This is a genomic window from Bacillus sp. AR4-2, from assembly GCF_008274865.1.
Taxonomy (GTDB): Bacteria; Bacillota; Bacilli; order Bacillales; family Bacillaceae_G; genus Bacillus_A; species Bacillus_A cereus.
Window position 1 is genome coordinate 3,846,808 of record NZ_CP031062.1, and the last position, 18,239, is coordinate 3,865,046.

Genomic DNA, 18,239 nt, shown 5'->3' on the forward strand with positions numbered 1-18,239 from the left:
GTATACTCCTTTATAAGATTAATCTGCAAGCAAGAAAAATTGCTATTTAATTTGTAAACGTTTACTTTTTATCCTTCTTTTTTCTTATTATTACGCTGATCGAAAACTAGACCGATAAAAATGAGAATACCCCAAAAAATTATGCTACCTCCTGTCATTTTAACTTCCCCCTTATTATATAAAGTGAAATTTTACTCAGCCCCAATATGGCGGAATAAAGATATTATTTTTAATCATTATATCATTTTCTTAATTTTCAATCTATTATAAATAGAAATAATACATTTTGGCTTTTCCTTACTGTAAACATTCCCCATATACTTATAAAATCAAAAAGACCCTTTTATATATAAAAAGGTCTTTTTTTCATTATACAAGACTTATTACTTTCGTTTTTGTAATTAAATCCTGAAAACCACAATTATCTTTGCGGAACAACATCATATATACATTACATATTAATGGAATTCCTAATAGCAATACGTTCGGTAATAACACTACAAAAAATCTTATAATTAATGTTTGCAATGTTAGCTTTTCACTCTTCAATGAAATTAGTTTTATTCTCGTTATCTTTTTTCCAAGTGTAACACCGTTCCAAAGAAAGGGTAATACAATAAAATATATCGCCATTAATATGAAAACTACTGCAAAATCATATCTAAAATCACCTAAGCTTATATTAAAGCGCTTAAACATAGCACTATAGTTTCCGGTCATAATAGCTACTACTGCACCATACATAACCGAGATTAAAAACATGTCAATTAGGGAAGCACCTATGCGATTCATTACAAGCGCTGGACGATGCATCTTTAACTTCATTTTATGTCGACTCCTTCATATCCTTCTTTACCCGTCTCATCGTACCACTTCTAAAAAACATTGTAAACTAGCGTTTCTCTTACTTTTCTTGTACAATTTGTTACAATAGCATTATAAAGGAGGTTCCCATATTGAAAAAATGGATAATCCTATTCGTCGCCTTCCTATTAACTGGTTGTGCAGGAAACACAAGTCACTTAACTTATATGGTTAACGATGAATACGAACTCATACGTACTTCTGGAAATGCATTTGAACTTTTCCCCTCGCAAGATGCTGTATATGCCACACAATACATCCCTGCAAAAATTACAGACATTGCTTGGGATGATAAATACATTATTGCAAAACAAACTGAGGAAAAATCAGATCCAAATAACCCTGACGCAGCAATTGCAAATAAAAAAAGTGAACATTATTGGATTATTGATGTAAAGCACAATAAACGTTTCGGTCCCTACAATGAAAAGCAATTTAATGAACAAAAAGATGCGTTTAAAATTAAGGTGCCTTTTCAAAATGTAGATTCATACATAAAAGAAATAAAAAAACAGTCAGCATAATATTTGTATGCTGACTGTTTTGTCTTACATTATTTTAGTGAGATGTTAAACGTTTGTGGCTCTTTTACAACATCTTGTGTTTCTGAATCTCCTGCAAGTAAATCATCAGTTGTAAACTGAATATCCTTTACCTTGTCTTTTCCATCGTCAAGTATTAAACCAATAATACCATCTCTTATTTCACCAGGCTTATAGTCTTCTCTTGATACATTTTTTGTACCAACTAACGTATCTTCGTCATATAAAAAGTTTTGAGTGGCTACTTTAAAATGTTGCTTACCATTAATCATAACATCATTCATAGAGAAAAATTGCATATTTTTATTTCCGCTATTCTCCACTTTATATGTAATCTCAACGTAACGAATTGTATTACTAATCTCTGTTCCACTTAGCGATGCATATAATTCTGCATCTTCTTGGCTTACTTTATCCCCTAATCTACGTTTTACTTCTTCAGGAGTTAGTGCCGTATATACTTTCAATGTATTTTTTGCCTTTTCACTCATTTGTGATAAAGAGATTACTTTCACATCTTGTACGTGAATTTTCATTGGCGCTACTTCAAATGTTTGATTCACAGAATGCATCTGCTCTAACTTGAAAGTACCCCATCCTGTTTCTTTCACTTTTTGTCCTACTTTTTTCAGCTCACGCCCACCATATTCTTTCGTTTCAGGAATAGATTCTTTCTTCTTCGGTTCAGCTTTCTTTTCTTCTTGATGGAAGCAACCACTTAACATAAGAAGAAAACTACATAAAACAAAAATACTTTTCCATGCTTTCATCATTTCATTTCTCCTAACGCTATCATTCATGAATATAAAATTAGTCCCTTGCTTTGTAAACTATAGAAACAATGACAATTCCACAAAATGAACTTGTCAATCCAGATACTATTATACCTCCAATTTGGAAAATATGAAAATAGGGATCTAGGAACGCATGCACGATAAATATAAAAGCTGTCACAATGATTATCGAAACCCAATACTTTCTTTTTTCTAAAGCTACAATCATATCTTTCCCTGTTTCATCTTTATACTTCCATAGTACGTATAATAGCAATAATAAGCCAACACATGTACTCCCATGTTGCATATATTTATACAATGGAATACTGCGTAATTCAATTTGTAACAATGCTATTTTCATAACGAAATAGCCTGTATTATGAGTAAATGCATCCCAAACAACATGCGTGAGCATACCGAATAATGCAGAATAGCAAAATACAAAGAATTCTTTCCAGGTATGTAGCCCCCACCTCTCATCTATTGCATATGAATAATAACCAGCAAACGGTTTAGGCAAATGCGTTATAAACGGCTTTTTTAAAATGTAATGATATATGTATGCGATTAGAAATACAAGCGGTAAATTTAAATATAAGAACCCAAGCCATGTATGGCCAATAACACCATAGGGTCTAAAGTGCAAAAAATATTCAAAGTCAGGCGCCATACTACCTAATATAAGAGCCGTTACTGAAATATGTTTAGAATGCTTTTTCGCAAAAGGAAGAACTGCTGCTGGATGTGCAAATGTAAACGGCATACTTTAACTCCTTCTCACATTTTCAATAGAATACCATATATCATAACGAGAGAATGGATCTCCATGCAATATTTATTTTCACATTGGAATATGATAGTTTAAATGATATAATCCACATAAAATATTCAGAAAACAAGAAGGGATTCAGGTGTCATTAACACTTGTATTTGCTGCCTTTTTAAATTCAAAATCCGTTATGAATTGAGGTTTATATATTGATTGACGTACCCTTTTTACAAAATGTCACATTAAAAAAAGAAAATATCCCTAGTTTTTCCGCATATCCTTACTGCTTACCCGCTATTCGAACATTACAATCACTAGCTTTCCATCCAAATGTAACATTCATTATTGGAGAAAACGGAACAGGTAAATCAACATTACTTGAAGGAATTGCAATTGCGTTAGGTTTTAATGCAGAAGGTGGAACGAAGAACTTCCGCTTTAGCACAAACGATTCCCATTCATCTTTACATGAATACCTTCGCATTTCAAAAAGTTTCAATACACCAAACGACGGTTTCTTTCTTCGCGCTGAATCATTTTATAACGTTGCTTCTTATATTGATGAAATAGATGCTGATAGAGAAGCACGTGGGAATCCGGTTATCAACTCTTATGGTGGTATCTCACTACACAAACAATCACACGGTGAATCATTCTTCTCATTATTTATGAACCGTTTTTCAGGACAAGGTTTATACATTTTAGATGAGCCTGAGGCAGCTTTATCACCAATGAGACAACTTTCCATGCTCATTCGAATGCACGAACTAGCTGAACAAGGTTCACAATTTGTTATCGCGACGCATTCTCCTATTTTAATGGCTTATCCTGAATCCACTATATATTCTTTAACACAAGAGGGAATTCACGAATCCACATTAGAAGAAACTGAGCATTACCAAACGACGAAACTTTTCTTTGAAAATCGCGATCGATTATTCCATCATCTATTTGAGTCGTAAAAAAAGAAGCAGCAATAGCTGCTTCTTTTTTATAGTGCTTCTATAAATAAGGCAACCCCGATACCGCCACCGACGCATAAAGAGGCAATTCCTTTTTCTAACCCACGTCTTTTTAATTCGTGAATTAAACTTACTGTAATACGAGCCCCTGTACAACCAATTGGATGCCCAAGTCCTACGCCACTACCGTTTACGTTCACTTTTTCACGGTCTAAGCCTAACTCTTTCTCTACAGCTAAATATTGAGCCGCGAAAGCTTCATTAATTTCAAGTAAATCTGCATCTTCCAATGACCAATCTACTTTTTCTAAACCTTTACGAATTGCTGGTGCTGGTCCAATACCCATAATTTTTGGATCTACTCCAGCTACTGAATATCCAACAATTCTAGCTAACGGTTGTAAACCTTTTTCTTTCGCTTTTTCTTCGCTCATTAATACTAGAACTGCACTCCCGTCATTAAGGCCAGATGCATTTCCAGCAGTCACTGATCCATCTTTACGGAATGCCGGCTTCAATCCTGCTAATTTTTCAGCTGTAATATCTGCACGTGGATGTTCATCCTTCGAAAATACAACTTCTTTTCTACGCTCTTTTATTGTAATAGGAACAATTTGATCGTCAAAGTATCCAGACTCGATTGCCTTCAGTGCCAATGTATGACTGCGAAGAGCAACTTCATCTTGTTCCTCTCTTGTAATTTCATATTGTTCAACTAAATTTTCCGCTGTTTCACCCATCATAATATGGTGAATCGGATCTTCTAACACTTCCCACACCGTATCACGAATTTCTCCGTGCTGTAGACGTTGTCCCCAGCGGTGCTGTTTCAATGCATAAGGGCTCGAACTCATCGCTTCTACCCCACCTGCAACAACAACATCACTTACACCTAATTGGATTTGCATTGCAGCTGACATAATTGCTTGCATACCTGAAGAACATTGACGTTGGATTGTATATCCCGTAACTGTGTCAGGAAATCCTGCCGCTAATGCAGCTGTTCTCGCCGTATTTGCTTCATCAGTTCTTTGAATACAATGACCTAAAATTACTTCATCAACTTCATGTGGTTCTACCCCGCCTCGTTTTACAGCTTCCTGAAGTACAGGAACAGCTAATTCTACTGGCGTTACATTTTTTAGCGCTCCTCCAAAAGTTCCAATTGGCGAACGAACTGCAGCTGTAATAACAACATTATGCATTTTGCACTTGCCCCTCTCTTATGTACCCTAGTCAGTTTTTAGGTGAAATTCCATAAGATGTATATCTATAACTATCATACTATAAACATACTAAAAAATCAAAATATTTAATATAATAAAAATAGAAGGAATTAACCTTCTATTCTGTCAGCGCATATAAAAACTTTTGTAAAATTTTCTCTGTCGTTTCATTCAATTTTGGCAACTTATCTACTGGAAAATATTGAAGTTTTAACCCTTCATGATCGAGCTTTAATTCCCCGCTCACATGATGTGCCTGATACAGATGAATAACATTGAAAATTTCATCGCCATTCGGATAACGGAAATATACTTCTTTTCCAGATAGAACACCAAGAAATTGCATTATTTTTGCAGTTAACCCCGTTTCCTCAAATAACTCTCTACGTGCAGTTTCTTCTGTCGTTTCGCCCAGTTCCATCGCCCCACCAGGTACACCCCAATCATATGTATCTGAACGATATTGAAGCAATACTTCTTGATTATCGTTTAATATAATAATTGCTGATCCTACGAGAATAAGCGGCCTTGTACCAACGACTTTTCGTAACTCTTCAATATACCCCATATGTAAATTCCCCTTTCCCTAACCTCCCTTATCATAACAAAATTTTGCTCTTTTTGTTCATGTAATTTTAAAGAAAAAAAGAAGCTTTCGCCTCTTTTTTTTCACCTTTATTTCTTAAAACTTTCATATTTTACAGCTTCAAAAGCTTCCTCAATTTCATCATTACGATAATGGACATATGTAAAACGCCCCAATTCTACTAATCTTGCTATTTCCTGTAACGCTTTATGCTGCTCATATGTTTCTTTCAGCTTAATATGTACATAAAACTTCATTAACGGATGTTCATATAAAGGTTCTCCCACCTCTACATATACATCTTCCACCCCTTGTACAACTCTTACATAACTCGCAAATTGATAAAGTGCTTCTCTGTCTGAAACGATTTTTAATGTATACATATATTCTCCCCCTTTCCTTTACTATATCAAAAAGATGATCACACTACGTTATAGAACTATGAAATTTTTTCGACTTGTCATCTATATATTCAATAAAGAAGGCGTTTATCCATACATGACATCTTTTTCCCACATATATTATAGGAAGAACTTTTTTCATTTGAGGTGTTCCTTATGGATCCATACGTCAATATATGTATTTGTATTACTCCCGGCGCCGATATTTCTGATGACCGCATCGCAAAAGATTTAGCTGTTGCAGAATCAATTTGGCACCCCATTACATTTCAAATTCAAGAAGTAATTGTATTAAATGAACTTTTCCGTTTTTTTGACCGTGAAATCAGTTATAAAAATTCCATTCAAAGTCAAGAAAAGCTGGCATCCTTTTTCCAAACATGTGTAAATGAAGCTCCTGAATGCGACCTTTATATTTGTTATATTGGCAGTGATTATTTCAAAGAAACAGCAGTAATTGCCTGCGCTTACTCTTTAGCAAAACAGCAACAACTTACAGGATATATCGTTTTAACAAACTCAGCTGCTCCTATGAAAAATATATATACGCTCGCTCACGAAATCGGTCATATCTTATTTACAAGACGTATTCACGGAAAACTTACTCATGCAGATCCTCATTCCCCAACTGGCTCGGAGCACCATCCTTCTCCAACCAATCTTATGTATCCGATAGTCCCTCGTCCAGAAAACGTTCATATTCATTCCTTATTAACAGCAGAACAAAAAGCGCTCTCTTTACAAAGCTCTTTATTACAAAGAAAAAAACAGTAACCCTCATGTTACTGTTTAAAACGACTTATTCCAATCAACAAACCAAATCCCGGCTGCTAGAAATAAAAATAGACAACTAAATGTAAATGTAATCCCTCTAAAAATCCCTATATAATATTTCTTTGGAAATAATTTTTGGTGTATCCAGAGCAGCCCTTTTCCAATAAAACCGAAGAACAGAATATAACCCGATGTGTCATCTAATAAAGTATCGAAATAGTCATCATGTACCTTTTTCAAAAAGGTAGTATAGAGCCCAAAAATCGTTAAACCTAAAAACACAATAGACAATATACCTAGAAATATACTTTGCATATTCGTTCCCCCCTTGATAAAAAATTCAGTTCGTTCACTTCACTATTAGTATAAAACTAGCTTACAGTTTTTTCCTCTTCATTTTTAAAAGACCATCTCATTAATACATATAAACTTCCGTACAGAAGTAAAGGCTCTAACATTCCCCAATATGGGTTTTGCTTCCCTAATTCTTTAAATACAAACATAATTAATAACGGTATGATAACAGCTAATATTCCAATCCATCCAAGTATGTACGCTTCACCAATTAGCAGTACTAATAAGATTATTCCAGCTAGTATATAACTTTGCATTGTAGTTAATTGCAATACAGGTGTCCCGTACCATTTATTCATAAACATTAATAACACTAATAATAAAATAGGTATCATTACTATTACATAAATAATTCCAAACTCTACTAATTTACTTTTAAAAGAAGACATTCTAAACGCAAAAACCGTTCCAATAATTGTAATAATTAAAACGATAGGATAACCAATTAACTGTACATTTGTTAACGTAAATTGTTGATTCGAATTTCCAAATAAAATATTGGTTAGTAACCAATACCCACCAATACCAATAATCATTCCTAAAACACTCTTTATACTTCCGCTTTTATCCTTCTCCATCTCTTTCGCTAATTCTTCCGCATACTCTTTTGGTGAGTCACCAAATATGTCCCTTACCGTCTTTCCCTTTTTTTCACCTTCTATTAAATGAAGTTCTGCATCTTCTAGAAAGGCGTTCACCTCTTCTTCTTTAATCCCTTTTGTTATTAAATATACTTTCGTATCGATTAAAAACTTTTCTCCTTCTTTAGAAACATTCATTATAACCCCTCCCTTATTTAACCATTTCTCTTCTATTCGTCTTCATCATAATTTCAAGGAAAATTAAAATAAACAAACTTCCGTATAAACATATAATTTGAAATAGCATTGGCATAAGATCTTCCGATGTAAATGTTTTAAACAGTAACATAATAGAAAGTGGAATGATTAAATATAAGTTTTTAAACCATCCTTCAAAATATATATTTATCGCTACTGTGATCATAAAAATCCCACCAGCTACTATATAACTTTGGACTTCGGTGAATGTGAGCATTTTTGTAGGATATATCACATCTAATATCGTAACAGCTCCTAATAAAAACAATGGAGCAATCATAACTAAAGACCACATGGAAAACCATGTTTTTGTAAAGCTTGTGACGAAGGTCATTTTGCGAAGTAGAAAATTAGGACCTATAACAACTAAAATCAATGAAAAACTGTAACCGATACACTGAATAAGTGAAATCTGTAACATTCCATGATTCACTATTAAGATAGAAGCAATAATCCAAAACGATACGATATTCATTACTGTAAAACCAATTTGCTTCCACGTTTCCTGTCTATCTCTTTCCATTACTTTGACAAGTTCATTTGCATATTCTTTCGGTGAGCTTCCGAAAATATCTTCTACACTTTTCCCATCACTCTCCCCCTCAATTAAATGGAGTTCCGCATCTTCTATAAAATTTTCAATATCGCTTTCTTTCACACTCTTTGCCGTCAAAAATAATCTCATATCTAACAAAAACTTTCGCGCTTCACTTGATAGCATTATTTTCTCCTTCCCTTCCCTTCAAGTAGACGTTCTACACTACTTTGCATCGTTTCCCAGCGATCCATAAATTCATCAAGTGCTTCCTCGCCTTTTTCTGTTAATGTATAATATTTTCTCTTTGGACCAGATGGAGATTCCTTCATTACGCTTGTTATTAGTCCTTCTTTTTGCATTCGTATTAATAACGGATAAATACTTCCCTCACTCGCCATTGTAAAACCATACTTCGCTAGCTTTTCACTCATTTCATAACCGTATATTTCGCCTTCAGAAATAATAGCAAGTAAGCATCCTTCTAAAATCCCTTTCAGCATTTGACTTGTCGACATAATTCAAATCCTCCTACTATCTTGCTTTACAAGATAGATAAGCGTAAGTATCTTGCTTTACAAAATAGTATAGCAAAGACTATTTTGCAAAACAAGATAGCTAACGATATTTTTTCCAAATGTTTGCAGGAATTTCATTATAGCTTCTCTAAATAGAGCACTATGAAAACTTTATTATGAAGGGATGTTTTTCATCATGGTTACAAATCGAGTTGTCTTTTTAACAGGTGCTGCAAGTGGCATTGGTTATGAAATGGGAAAGGCTTTTGCAAAAGAAGGTGCAAAAGTTGTGATTACCGATCGGCTTGAAGAACGCGCAAAAGAAGCTGCTGAACAATTACAAAATGAAGGTTTTCAAGCTATCGGTTTAAAATGTGACGTTACATCTGAAGAGGAAATTACAGCAGCAATTTCTCAAACAGTTGATCATTTCGGTTCATTACATATATTAATTAACAACGCAGGAATGCAACACGTTTCACCCATTGAAGACTTTCCAACTGAAAAGTTCGAGCTACTAATTCAAATTATGCAAATTGCTCCGTTTATTGCAATTAAGCATGCCTTTCCGATTATGAAACAACAAAAATATGGTCGTATTATTAATATCGCTTCTATTAACGGCCTTGTCGGGTTTGCTGGAAAAGCTGCCTACAATAGTGCAAAACATGGCGTAATTGGATTAACAAAAGTTGCCGCTTTAGAAGGTGCTACGCATGGTATTACTGTTAATGCCCTTTGCCCTGGTTATGTTGATACCCCCCTTGTACGTAATCAACTACAAGACTTAGCTACTACACGAAATGTACCACTTGAAAATGTTTTAGAAGATGTTATTTATCCACTCGTTCCACAAAAGCGCTTATTACAAGTACAAGAAATTGCAGATTATGCGATGTTTTTAGCGAGTGAAAAAGCTAAAGGTATAACTGGTCAAGCTGTCGTTATCGATGGTGGTTATACCGCTCAATAAAAAATAAAGTTTGCTCAAGAAGAGCAAACTTTATTTTTTATCCCGAGGATCTTCGTACTTTAGTAATTGCCGCGGGAGCTTCTCAATTGCAACAATTACCCCCTCTAATTTACTTTCAATACGGTGGAGTAAATATAATGTTACAACAATTGGAAACCCTACATTACCTATCATCTTGATCCACTCTTCCACCCTCTTCCCCTCCTTTCATTATATAAGTAAGAGAAAACACTGCATTTAGGCATAAAAAAACAAGCTATTATGTATTAGCTTGTTTTTCAAATAATGATGCAATTTCTCGTTTATAGTCCCCGCGTATAATACCTTTCTCAGTAATAATTCCTGTAATTAATTCATTCGGCGTTATGTCAAATGCTGGATTATAAACATCCGTTCCAATTGGTGCTACTTGTTTTCCAAAGATTTTCGTAACTTCTGTTTCATCTCTTTCTTCAATAATAATTTCGGCTCCAGTTTCTTTCGTAACATCAAATGTTGACAGTGGCGCAGCAACGTAAAATGGGATATTAAAGTACTTTGCTAAAATAGCTAAATTCATTGTCCCTATTTTATTGGCTGTATCTCCATTTGCGACAATTCGATCCGCCCCCACAATAATTGCGTTTATTTCTTTCGTTTGAATAGCATGAGCTGCAGTATTATCTGTTATAAGGGTCACATCAATATTTGCTTGCTTCAATTCCCACGTCGTTAAGCGACCACCTTGTAAAACTGGTCTCGTTTCACACGCATATGCATGTAAACGCACACCTTTCTCTTTTCCAATATAAAAGGGAGCTAATGCAGTTCCATATCTGGCAGTTGCGATACTTCCAGCGTTACAGATTGTTAAAATATTATCGCCATCTTTAAAACATGTTAACGCATATTCCCCAATATTTCGACACACCTCTTCATCTTCCTGTTGAATGCGAAGCGCTTCTTCTTCTAATATTTTTTGTGCTTCTTTTATTGTAGTAATCTCTCGAATAGATTCTCTCATACGATCAATTGCCCAAAATAAATTTACTGCCGTTGGGCGTGATGTCCCTAAATAGTTACAGTCTCTATTAAACTTCTTTTGAAATTCTTCGATATGTAAAGTATTATATTTTTTCGCTGCAAGCGCCAAGCCAAATGCAGCTACAATTCCAATTGCAGGCGCTCCACGTACTTCTAACATTATGATACTTTTCCAAACCCCTTCAATAGTCGTTAATGTTTTGTATTCTGTGCTATGTGGCAATTTCGTTTGATTTAATACTGCAATTGCATCACCTTTCCAACTTACAGATCTCGGAACAGTAACAATTGTACTCATGCTTTTACACCCCTTGAAACTGTCTGTTGAAATAATGTTCGAAACAGTTGAATATCAGCACTTTTAGATTCATATTTTATTAGTTCTTTTCCTAAGGATAGCGCTTGTTTCTTAGCTTGAATTCTTGTTTCTTTATTTTCTATTTCATCTAAATCTGCTACATGAGCTAAACCAATTGTTCTACGAATTAGTTCACATCCGGCAAATCCAACAGCATCAGTAAAGATATTTTGCAAAATAATTGGTAACCATTGTTTTTCTTTCGTATATGCTTCTACACCTTCCCCAATCCATAACTTTGTAAAAGTCTCTACAAAATAACTCCACGTCTTTTCTATATGAAAAAATAGTACACTTCTCTTTTCTTCTTCTCTAGATAAAGCATTTAATAATAGATTTGCAATAAATTGACCTATATCAAATCCAAATGGGCCATATGTCGCAAATTCTGGATCAATCACTTTCGTTTCAGAAGGTGACGAAAAAATACTACCAGTATGTAAATCACCATGAATAAGAGTTTCTTTTCTTGTTAAGAACTTATATTTATATTGTGCTACTTTTAGTTTTAAAGTTTTATCACTCCAAAGTTCATCAACCACGAGCTGTAAATCTGGCTCATAATCATTTGTATCATAATGCCCAAAAGGATCTGTAAACACTAAATCCTCTGTAATTTTACATAGGTCCGGATTTACAAAGGTACCTTCTAGTATCCTCTTCTCTTCTGACTGTAAACCAAAATCTGAAGTGTAAAATAAAACATGTGCTAGAAAACGACCAATATGCTGGGATAAAAGCGGATATTCTTCTCCGTCTATTAATCCTTTTCTTGTAATTGTTAGTCTTGATAAGTCTTCTATTACCGTTATCGCTAACTCTTCATCATGACTGTACACTACTGGAACATAATCCGGTACATACTGCGCAAAAATTTGTAATGCCTTGCTTTCAATCGTTGCTCTTTTTATAGACAATGGCCAGCTTTCACCAACTACTTTAGCATAAGGCAGTGCTTGTTTTATTATAATGGATTTCTCTCCATCATCTAATTTGAACACGTAATTTAAGTTTCCATCTCCAATTTCATGACAAATGACATTTGCCTTCTCTTCAAAATAACCATGATCTTTCGCATATTGTACAGCTGTTATTTCTGTTAATAAATAATATCCCATCGTCTTCTCCCCCTTTTTAAATTCAGAGGTTTTTCTAACACAGAAAAACCTCTTTCCACTAAGAAAGAGGTTTGAAGTTTATCTTCTCCCCTCTTATCTGCCAGAAAGTTTTACTTTCTGCTGGAATTAGCACCGTGCCTTTTGGCGTAATAAACGCCCCATTTCACAATGGTATTACGGTCGGTTGCTGGGCTTCATCGGGCCAAATCCCTCCACCTGCTCTTGATAAGAGTTGTATAATTTTTTGAATTTTTAACTTTATGTTGATGACTATACCAAGAATAAAAATCAATTGTCAACATTTTATTTGTATAATTCTGGACGACGATCCGCAAAAACTGGAATTCCTTTTCGTACTTCTCTAATTTTCTCGAATACAAGCTCTCCAAATAAAATTGATTCCTCTTCATTCGCCTCTGCTACAACTTCACCCCAAGGATCCACAATTAAAGAATGACCTGCAAACACATTATTCGGATCCTTTCCTGCTCTATTACACGCAACAACATAACACTGATTTTCAACTGCTCTTGCTTGCAATAGCAAACGCCAATGTGCTAAACGAACTAATGGCCATTCTGCTACAACAAATAATACTTTTGCCCCTTTAGCAGTATGAACACGCATCCACTCTGGAAAACGAATATCATAACAAATTGTTCCAGCGCATTCAACATCATCTAGCTTAAATTCGCCCGTACCATTACCAGCTATTAAATATTTATGTTCATCCATAAGCTGAAATAAATGTACTTTACTATATTCGTTGACTAACTGTCCTTCATTATTTACAACATACATCGTATTTGTAACGCCTTGCTCTGTTTGCTTTGCTATGGACCCACCAACAATATGTACATCATATTGCTTCGCCCATTCTATTAACTTTTCTTTCGTTTCCACTCCATCCCTATCTGCAATTTCAGAAAGTCTCGTTAAATCATATCCTGTTGTCCATAGTTCTGGTAAGACGATAACATCTGGCCTTTCCTTCATAGCTTCACTTATTTTATTTTTAGCATTCTCAATATTTTTTTCTACATCTCCAAAAACAATATCCATTTGAATACATGCGACTTTCATTTTTTCAGCCCCATTCTTATTTTTCTCTTTACAAAATACTGGAAAGATTATATCATTTGTCACTAGAATTGTAACAACTTTCAAAAGAGGTGGAAAGTATGAAATTATTTCAACCTTCTGAGATAGTAACATCATTGCCAACACAATTTTTCGCTTCACTTGTTGCAAAAGTTAACAAAGTCGTTGCAGCTGGTCACGATGTTATTAATCTAGGTCAAGGTAATCCAGATCAACCAACACCGCAGCATATCGTAAAAGCTTTACAAGATGCTGCCGAAAAGACCATTCATCATAAATATCCGCCATTTCGCGGACATGAAAGCTTAAAGGAAGCCGTGGCTACATTCTATAAACGTGAATACGGCGTGGAATTAAACCCAAAAACTGAAGTTGCTATTTTGTTTGGAGGGAAGGCTGGACTAGTAGAATTACCGATTTGTTTTACAAATCCCGGTGATACGATTCTCGTTCCGGATCCAGGTTATCCTGATTATTTATCCGGGGTTGCTTTAGCAAAAGCACACTTTGAAACAATGCCGCTTATTGCAGAAAATAACTTTTTACCAGATTATACGAACATTGATGACTCTATTGCAGAGCGTGCAAAATTAATGTTTTTAAACTATCCAAATAATCCTACCGGTGCTACTGCATCAAAAGATTTTTTTGATGCAACCATTCACTTTGCTAATAAACATAATATATTAGTTGTTCACGATTTTGCTTATGGCGCTATCGGATTTGATGGTCAAAAACCTGTTAGTTTCTTGCAAGCAGATGGTGCGAAAGATATAGGAATTGAAATTTACACATTATCAAAAACTTTCAATATGGCTGGCTGGCGCATCGCTTTTGCTGTAGGGAATGAAAGTGTGATTGAAACAATTAACCTATTACAAGATCATATGTATGTTAGTATATTCGGTGCAGTTCAAGATGCTGCTCGAGAAGCGCTATTAAGTTCACAGTCTTGTGTAATAGACCTTGTAAATAGTTACGAATCTCGAAGAAACGCTCTTATTTCAGCCTGTCACTCAATTGGTTGGAATGTAGACATTCCAACAGGATCATTCTTTGCATGGCTTCCCGTTCCAAAAGGATATACCTCTGAGCAATTTTCTAATATTTTACTAGAAAAAGCACATGTCGCAGTTGCTCCTGGTGTTGGATTTGGTGAGCATGGAGAAGGGTATGTCCGTGTTGGTCTCTTGCATACAGAAGATAGATTACGAGAAGCCATTCATCGAATTGATAAATTAAATTTTTTCAAAAAGTAATTGACAACACGAAAAATATCTGACAAAATTCAGTTATCTTAAAAATTTAAACATTTCTAAATACTTCTTATCAAGAGCAGGTGGAGGGACGAGCCCGACGAAACCCGGCAACCGATCTACAATTGTAGACACGGTGCTAATTCTCGCAGCATTACGCTGACAGATAAGGAGCTGGTTGTAAAAAAACCTCTCCTTAGCTGAGAGGTTTTTTTATTTAACTAGGAGGTTATAACAATGAGCGGAATTATAGCGACGTATTTAATCCATGATGATTCACATAACTTAGAAAAAAAAGCTGAGCAAATTGCACTCGGTTTAACAATTGGCTCTTGGACTCATTTGCCACACTTATTGCAAGAACAATTAAAGCAGCATAAAGGCAACGTCATTCATGTTGAGGAATTAGCTGAACATGAACATACCAATTCGTATTTACGTAAAAAAGTAAAACGCGGAATTATTAAAATCGAATATCCGCTATTAAACTTCAGTCCAGATTTACCAGCGATTTTAACGACTACATTTGGAAAGCTATCACTTGATGGCGAAGTAAAACTAATTGACTTAACTTTTTCAGACGAGTTAAAAAAACATTTTCCTGGTCCAAAATTCGGGATAGATGGTATTCGAAATCTTTTACAAGTGCATGATCGTCCCCTTTTAATGAGTATTTTTAAAGGAATGATTGGACGAAACATTGGGTATTTAAAAACGCAATTACGCGATCAAGCAATTGGTGGTGTAGATATAGTAAAAGATGATGAAATATTATTTGAAAATGCATTAACACCCCTTACGAAACGCATTGTATCTGGAAAAGAAGTTTTACAATCTGTCTACGAAACATACGGTCATAAAACGTTATATGCCGTAAATTTAACAGGGCGAACTTTTGATTTAAAAGAAAATGCTAAACGTGCAGTGCAAGCTGGAGCTGATATTCTATTATTTAACGTATTTGCTTACGGACTAGATGTACTACAATCACTTGCAGAAGATGATGAAATCCCAGTTCCTATTATGGCACATCCTGCTGTAAGTGGTGCTTATTCAGCATCCAAGTTATATGGAGTTTCATCTCCATTATTACTTGGAAAGCTACTACGTTATGCTGGGGCTGACTTTTCATTATTCCCATCTCCATACGGAAGTGTTGCGCTAGAAAAAGAGGAGGCTCTTGCTATCTCAAAATATTTAACTGAAGACGATGCATTTTTCAAGAAGAGCTTTTCTGTTCCGTCTGCTGGTATTCATCCTGGTTTCGTTCCCTTTATTGTACGAGATTTCGGTAAAGATGTTGTTATTAATGCTGGCGGCGGGATACACGGACATCCAAATGGAGCGCAAGGCGGCGGTAAAGCTTTTCGTACTGCAATTGATGCTACTTTGCAAAATAAACCACTCCATGAAGTAGACGACATAAATTTGCATAGTGCACTACAAATATGGGGAAATCCCTCTTATGAGGTGAAATTATGAGTATTCAAGTATTTTGTGATTTCGATGGCACGATTACAAATAATGATAACATTATGTCCATTATGGAAAAATTCGCACCACCAGAAGCCGAAGAAGTAAAGAATAAAATTTTATCACAAGAACTATCCATTCAAGAAGGTGTTTCTCAATTATTTCAATTAATACCTACTAATCTGCACGATGATATTATTCAATTTTTAATAGAAACTGCTGAAATCCGTAGTGGTTTTCATGAGTTTATACAATTCGTAAAGGAAAATAACATTTCTTTTTACGTGATATCAGGTGGAATGGATTTCTTCGTCTATCCACTCTTACAAGGAATCATTCCAAAAGAGCAAATTTATTGTAATGAAACAGACTTTTCAGCAGAGTTTATTACAGTTAAATGGCCTCATTCTTGTGATGATCATTGTCAAAATCATTGCGGATTATGTAAATCATCATTAATCCGTAAATTAAGTGATACAGATGACTTTCATATTGTAATTGGAGATTCTATTACTGATTTACAAGCCGCGAAACAAGCTGATAAAGTATTCGCTCGCGATTTTCTTATTACAAAGTGTGAAGAAAATCATATTGCTTATACACCGTTTGAAACATTTCAAGATGTGCAAGCTGAATTAAAACTTTTGTTGGAGGTGAAGGCATGAAACAACTTTTTCGTCAATGGTATGACTTAAGCGAGATAAAAAAAGAGTTAACAACACGAAATTGGTTCCCAGCAACAAGTGGTAATATTTCTATAAAGGTTAGTCATGAACCACTTACTTTTCTTATTACGGCAAGCGGTAAAGATAAAACAAAAACCACTCCAGATGATTTTCTATTAGTAGATCATGTAGGAGTTCCCGTTTTAGAGACTGAATTACGTCCTTCAGCAGAAACAATATTGCATACACACATTTATAACAATACGAATGCCGGTTGCGTACTTCATGTTCATACAACCGATAATAATGTCATCACAAATTTATATAGTGATGCAGTCACCCTTCAAAATCAAGAAATTATTAAAGCACTCGATATTTGGGAAGAAGGTGCAACAATTCACATTCCTATTATCGAAAACCATGCCCATATCCCAACGCTTGGAGAAAACTTCCGAAAGCATATACAAGGAGATTCGGGTGCAGTATTAATCCGTAACCACGGTATTACTGTATGGGGCCGAGATAGCTTTGATGCAAAGAAGAGATTAGAAGCTTATGAGTTTTTATTCCAATTTCATATAAAACTATTATCAATTCAGGGAGGCGTTTCTAATGGCGCAAATTCGTATTCATGAAGTAAATACTCGTATTGAAAATGAAGTGGAAGTATCTAAATTTCTACAAGAGGAAGGCGTTTTATATGAGAAATGGAATATTTCTAAACTTCCTACTCATTTAAATGAAAATTATTCGTTAACAGATGAAAACAAAGCTGAAATATTAGCTATTTTTTCAAAAGAAATCGCTGATGTTTCAGCACGCCGTGGTTATAAAGCACATGATGTAATTTCACTTTCAAATAGCACCCCTAACCTTGACGAATTATTAATTAATTTCCAAAAGGAACACCATCATACAGATGACGAAGTTCGCTTTATCGTCAGTGGTCATGGCATTTTCGCTATTGAAGGTAAAGATGGGAAATTCTTTGATGTTGAACTTGAGCCAGGCGATTTAATATCTGTTCCTGAAAATGCAAGACATTATTTTACCTTGCAAGATGATCGCCAAGTTGTAGCTATTCGTATTTTTGTGACAACTGAAGGCTGGGTTCCAATCTATTAAG

General features: G+C 34.9%; 24 protein-coding genes and 2 riboswitches. Of the genes, 9 read left to right on the forward strand and 15 right to left on the reverse strand.

All coding sequences use genetic code 11. The annotated features are described in order from the left end of the window. Positions 1–68: 68 nt before the first annotated feature. Both DN399_RS19705 and DN399_RS19710 read right to left on the reverse strand, forming a co-directional pair. Positions 69–158, reverse strand: a complete 90-nt coding sequence (locus tag DN399_RS19705; protein ID WP_000145636.1) for a hypothetical protein — start codon at positions 156–158, stop codon at positions 69–71. Between the two features lie 211 nt (positions 159–369). Then, positions 370–825, reverse strand: coding sequence for an RDD family protein (locus tag DN399_RS19710; protein ID WP_000769082.1), 456 nt, complete (start codon positions 823–825; stop codon positions 370–372). 131 nt (positions 826–956) lie between these two features. Between DN399_RS19710 and DN399_RS19715 the strand changes: the two genes are divergently transcribed. After that, on the forward strand, positions 957–1,388 hold the full coding sequence (locus tag DN399_RS19715) for a DUF3997 domain-containing protein (RefSeq protein WP_000758787.1): 432 nt from the start codon (positions 957–959) through the stop codon (positions 1,386–1,388). 29 nt (positions 1,389–1,417) lie between these two features. Here DN399_RS19715 and DN399_RS19720 read toward each other — a convergent pair whose 3' ends face one another. Both DN399_RS19720 and DN399_RS19725 read right to left on the reverse strand, forming a co-directional pair. After that, positions 1,418–2,179, reverse strand: a complete 762-nt coding sequence (locus tag DN399_RS19720) for a hypothetical protein (protein ID WP_000973899.1) — start codon at positions 2,177–2,179, stop codon at positions 1,418–1,420. Positions 2,180–2,216: 37 nt separating this feature from the next. Continuing rightward, the gene (locus tag DN399_RS19725; protein WP_001116855.1) at positions 2,217–2,945 is read right to left on the reverse strand and encodes a DUF4184 family protein; all 729 of its coding nucleotides are present in this window, start codon (positions 2,943–2,945) and stop codon (positions 2,217–2,219) included. Positions 2,946–3,160: 215 nt separating this feature from the next. On the opposite strand from DN399_RS19725, the gene DN399_RS19730 reads away from it, so the two are divergent. Beyond that, positions 3,161–3,913, forward strand: a complete 753-nt coding sequence (locus tag DN399_RS19730) for an AAA family ATPase (RefSeq protein ID WP_000567998.1) — start codon at positions 3,161–3,163, stop codon at positions 3,911–3,913. 29 nt (positions 3,914–3,942) lie between these two features. Here the strand turns inward: DN399_RS19730 and DN399_RS19735 are convergent, their stop codons facing one another. The 3 genes from DN399_RS19735 to DN399_RS19745 all read right to left on the reverse strand — a co-directional run bounded on the left by DN399_RS19735 (position 3,943) and on the right by DN399_RS19745 (position 6,108). Then, complete coding sequence (locus DN399_RS19735; protein WP_000552078.1) at positions 3,943–5,118, reverse strand: acetyl-CoA C-acetyltransferase; 1,176 nt, start codon at positions 5,116–5,118, stop codon at positions 3,943–3,945. A 139-nt stretch (positions 5,119–5,257) separates the two neighbouring features. Further along, positions 5,258–5,707: an NUDIX hydrolase gene (locus DN399_RS19740; RefSeq protein ID WP_000540529.1), complete on the reverse strand. Its 450-nt coding sequence runs from the start codon at positions 5,705–5,707 to the stop codon at positions 5,258–5,260. Positions 5,708–5,814: 107 nt separating this feature from the next. Beyond that, complete coding sequence (locus DN399_RS19745) at positions 5,815–6,108, reverse strand: DUF3928 family protein (RefSeq protein ID WP_000288330.1); 294 nt, start codon at positions 6,106–6,108, stop codon at positions 5,815–5,817. A 174-nt stretch (positions 6,109–6,282) separates the two neighbouring features. Between DN399_RS19745 and DN399_RS19750 the strand changes: the two genes are divergently transcribed. Beyond that, the gene (locus tag DN399_RS19750; protein ID WP_000371605.1) at positions 6,283–6,900 is read left to right on the forward strand and encodes an ImmA/IrrE family metallo-endopeptidase; all 618 of its coding nucleotides are present in this window, start codon (positions 6,283–6,285) and stop codon (positions 6,898–6,900) included. 15 nt (positions 6,901–6,915) lie between these two features. On the opposite strand, the gene DN399_RS19755 is transcribed toward DN399_RS19750, so the two are convergent. The 4 genes from DN399_RS19755 to DN399_RS19770 are packed head-to-tail and all read right to left on the reverse strand — an operon-like array spanning position 6,916 to position 9,146. Then, complete coding sequence (locus DN399_RS19755) at positions 6,916–7,215, reverse strand: hypothetical protein (RefSeq protein WP_001190641.1); 300 nt, start codon at positions 7,213–7,215, stop codon at positions 6,916–6,918. Positions 7,216–7,271: 56 nt separating this feature from the next. Beyond that, positions 7,272–8,033, reverse strand: a complete 762-nt coding sequence (locus DN399_RS19760; RefSeq protein ID WP_001103078.1) for a DUF1129 domain-containing protein — start codon at positions 8,031–8,033, stop codon at positions 7,272–7,274. 13 nt (positions 8,034–8,046) lie between these two features. Continuing rightward, on the reverse strand, positions 8,047–8,814 hold the full coding sequence (locus tag DN399_RS19765) for a DUF1129 domain-containing protein (protein WP_000952889.1): 768 nt from the start codon (positions 8,812–8,814) through the stop codon (positions 8,047–8,049). After that, complete coding sequence (locus DN399_RS19770) at positions 8,814–9,146, reverse strand: PadR family transcriptional regulator (protein WP_000107982.1); 333 nt, start codon at positions 9,144–9,146, stop codon at positions 8,814–8,816. Before DN399_RS19770 ends, DN399_RS19765 begins: the two co-directional genes overlap by 1 nt. A gap of 196 nt (positions 9,147–9,342) precedes the next feature. Between DN399_RS19770 and DN399_RS19775 the strand changes: the two genes are divergently transcribed. Further along, positions 9,343–10,119 carry a 3-hydroxybutyrate dehydrogenase gene (locus tag DN399_RS19775; protein ID WP_000258427.1) on the forward strand — a complete coding sequence of 259 codons (777 nt, stop codon included), beginning with the start codon at positions 9,343–9,345 and terminating at the stop codon, positions 10,117–10,119. A gap of 30 nt (positions 10,120–10,149) precedes the next feature. On the opposite strand, the gene DN399_RS19780 is transcribed toward DN399_RS19775, so the two are convergent. From DN399_RS19780 to DN399_RS19795, 4 genes are all read right to left on the reverse strand, one after another. Beyond that, a complete protein-coding gene (locus tag DN399_RS19780) occupies positions 10,150–10,311 on the reverse strand; it encodes a YvrJ family protein (RefSeq protein WP_000393336.1) in 162 nt (53 codons plus the stop codon). Between the two features lie 67 nt (positions 10,312–10,378). Next, positions 10,379–11,440, reverse strand: coding sequence for an S-methyl-5-thioribose-1-phosphate isomerase (gene mtnA, locus DN399_RS19785; RefSeq protein WP_000104624.1), 1,062 nt, complete (start codon positions 11,438–11,440; stop codon positions 10,379–10,381). Next, positions 11,437–12,618: an S-methyl-5-thioribose kinase gene (gene mtnK, locus DN399_RS19790; RefSeq protein ID WP_088361872.1), complete on the reverse strand. Its 1,182-nt coding sequence runs from the start codon at positions 12,616–12,618 to the stop codon at positions 11,437–11,439. The genes mtnA and mtnK overlap by 4 nt, the downstream gene beginning before the upstream one ends. A gap of 90 nt (positions 12,619–12,708) precedes the next feature. Further along, positions 12,709–12,850, reverse strand: a riboswitch (SAM riboswitch). 71 nt (positions 12,851–12,921) lie between these two features. Further along, a complete protein-coding gene (locus tag DN399_RS19795) occupies positions 12,922–13,785 on the reverse strand; it encodes a carbon-nitrogen family hydrolase (RefSeq protein WP_149150126.1) in 864 nt (287 codons plus the stop codon). Between the two features lie 14 nt (positions 13,786–13,799). Between DN399_RS19795 and DN399_RS19800 the strand changes: the two genes are divergently transcribed. From DN399_RS19800 to DN399_RS19820, 5 genes are all read left to right on the forward strand, one after another. Then, a complete protein-coding gene (locus tag DN399_RS19800; RefSeq protein ID WP_086386170.1) occupies positions 13,800–14,978 on the forward strand; it encodes a pyridoxal phosphate-dependent aminotransferase in 1,179 nt (392 codons plus the stop codon). Positions 14,979–15,042: 64 nt separating this feature from the next. Further along, positions 15,043–15,148: riboswitch (SAM riboswitch) on the forward strand. 64 nt (positions 15,149–15,212) lie between these two features. Next, positions 15,213–16,457 (forward strand): 2,3-diketo-5-methylthiopentyl-1-phosphate enolase, encoded by a 1,245-nt coding sequence (mtnW, locus tag DN399_RS19805; protein WP_000014180.1) that lies wholly within the window; start codon positions 15,213–15,215, stop codon positions 16,455–16,457. Next, complete coding sequence (locus DN399_RS19810; RefSeq protein ID WP_000027461.1) at positions 16,454–17,113, forward strand: 2-hydroxy-3-keto-5-methylthiopentenyl-1-phosphate phosphatase; 660 nt, start codon at positions 16,454–16,456, stop codon at positions 17,111–17,113. Before mtnW ends, DN399_RS19810 begins: the two co-directional genes overlap by 4 nt. Next, the gene (locus DN399_RS19815) at positions 17,110–17,748 is read left to right on the forward strand and encodes a methylthioribulose 1-phosphate dehydratase (protein WP_000811341.1); all 639 of its coding nucleotides are present in this window, start codon (positions 17,110–17,112) and stop codon (positions 17,746–17,748) included. Before DN399_RS19810 ends, DN399_RS19815 begins: the two co-directional genes overlap by 4 nt. Then, positions 17,726–18,238 carry a 1,2-dihydroxy-3-keto-5-methylthiopentene dioxygenase gene (locus DN399_RS19820; protein ID WP_000057313.1) on the forward strand — a complete coding sequence of 171 codons (513 nt, stop codon included), beginning with the start codon at positions 17,726–17,728 and terminating at the stop codon, positions 18,236–18,238. Before DN399_RS19815 ends, DN399_RS19820 begins: the two co-directional genes overlap by 23 nt. Position 18,239: the final 1 nt, after the last annotated feature.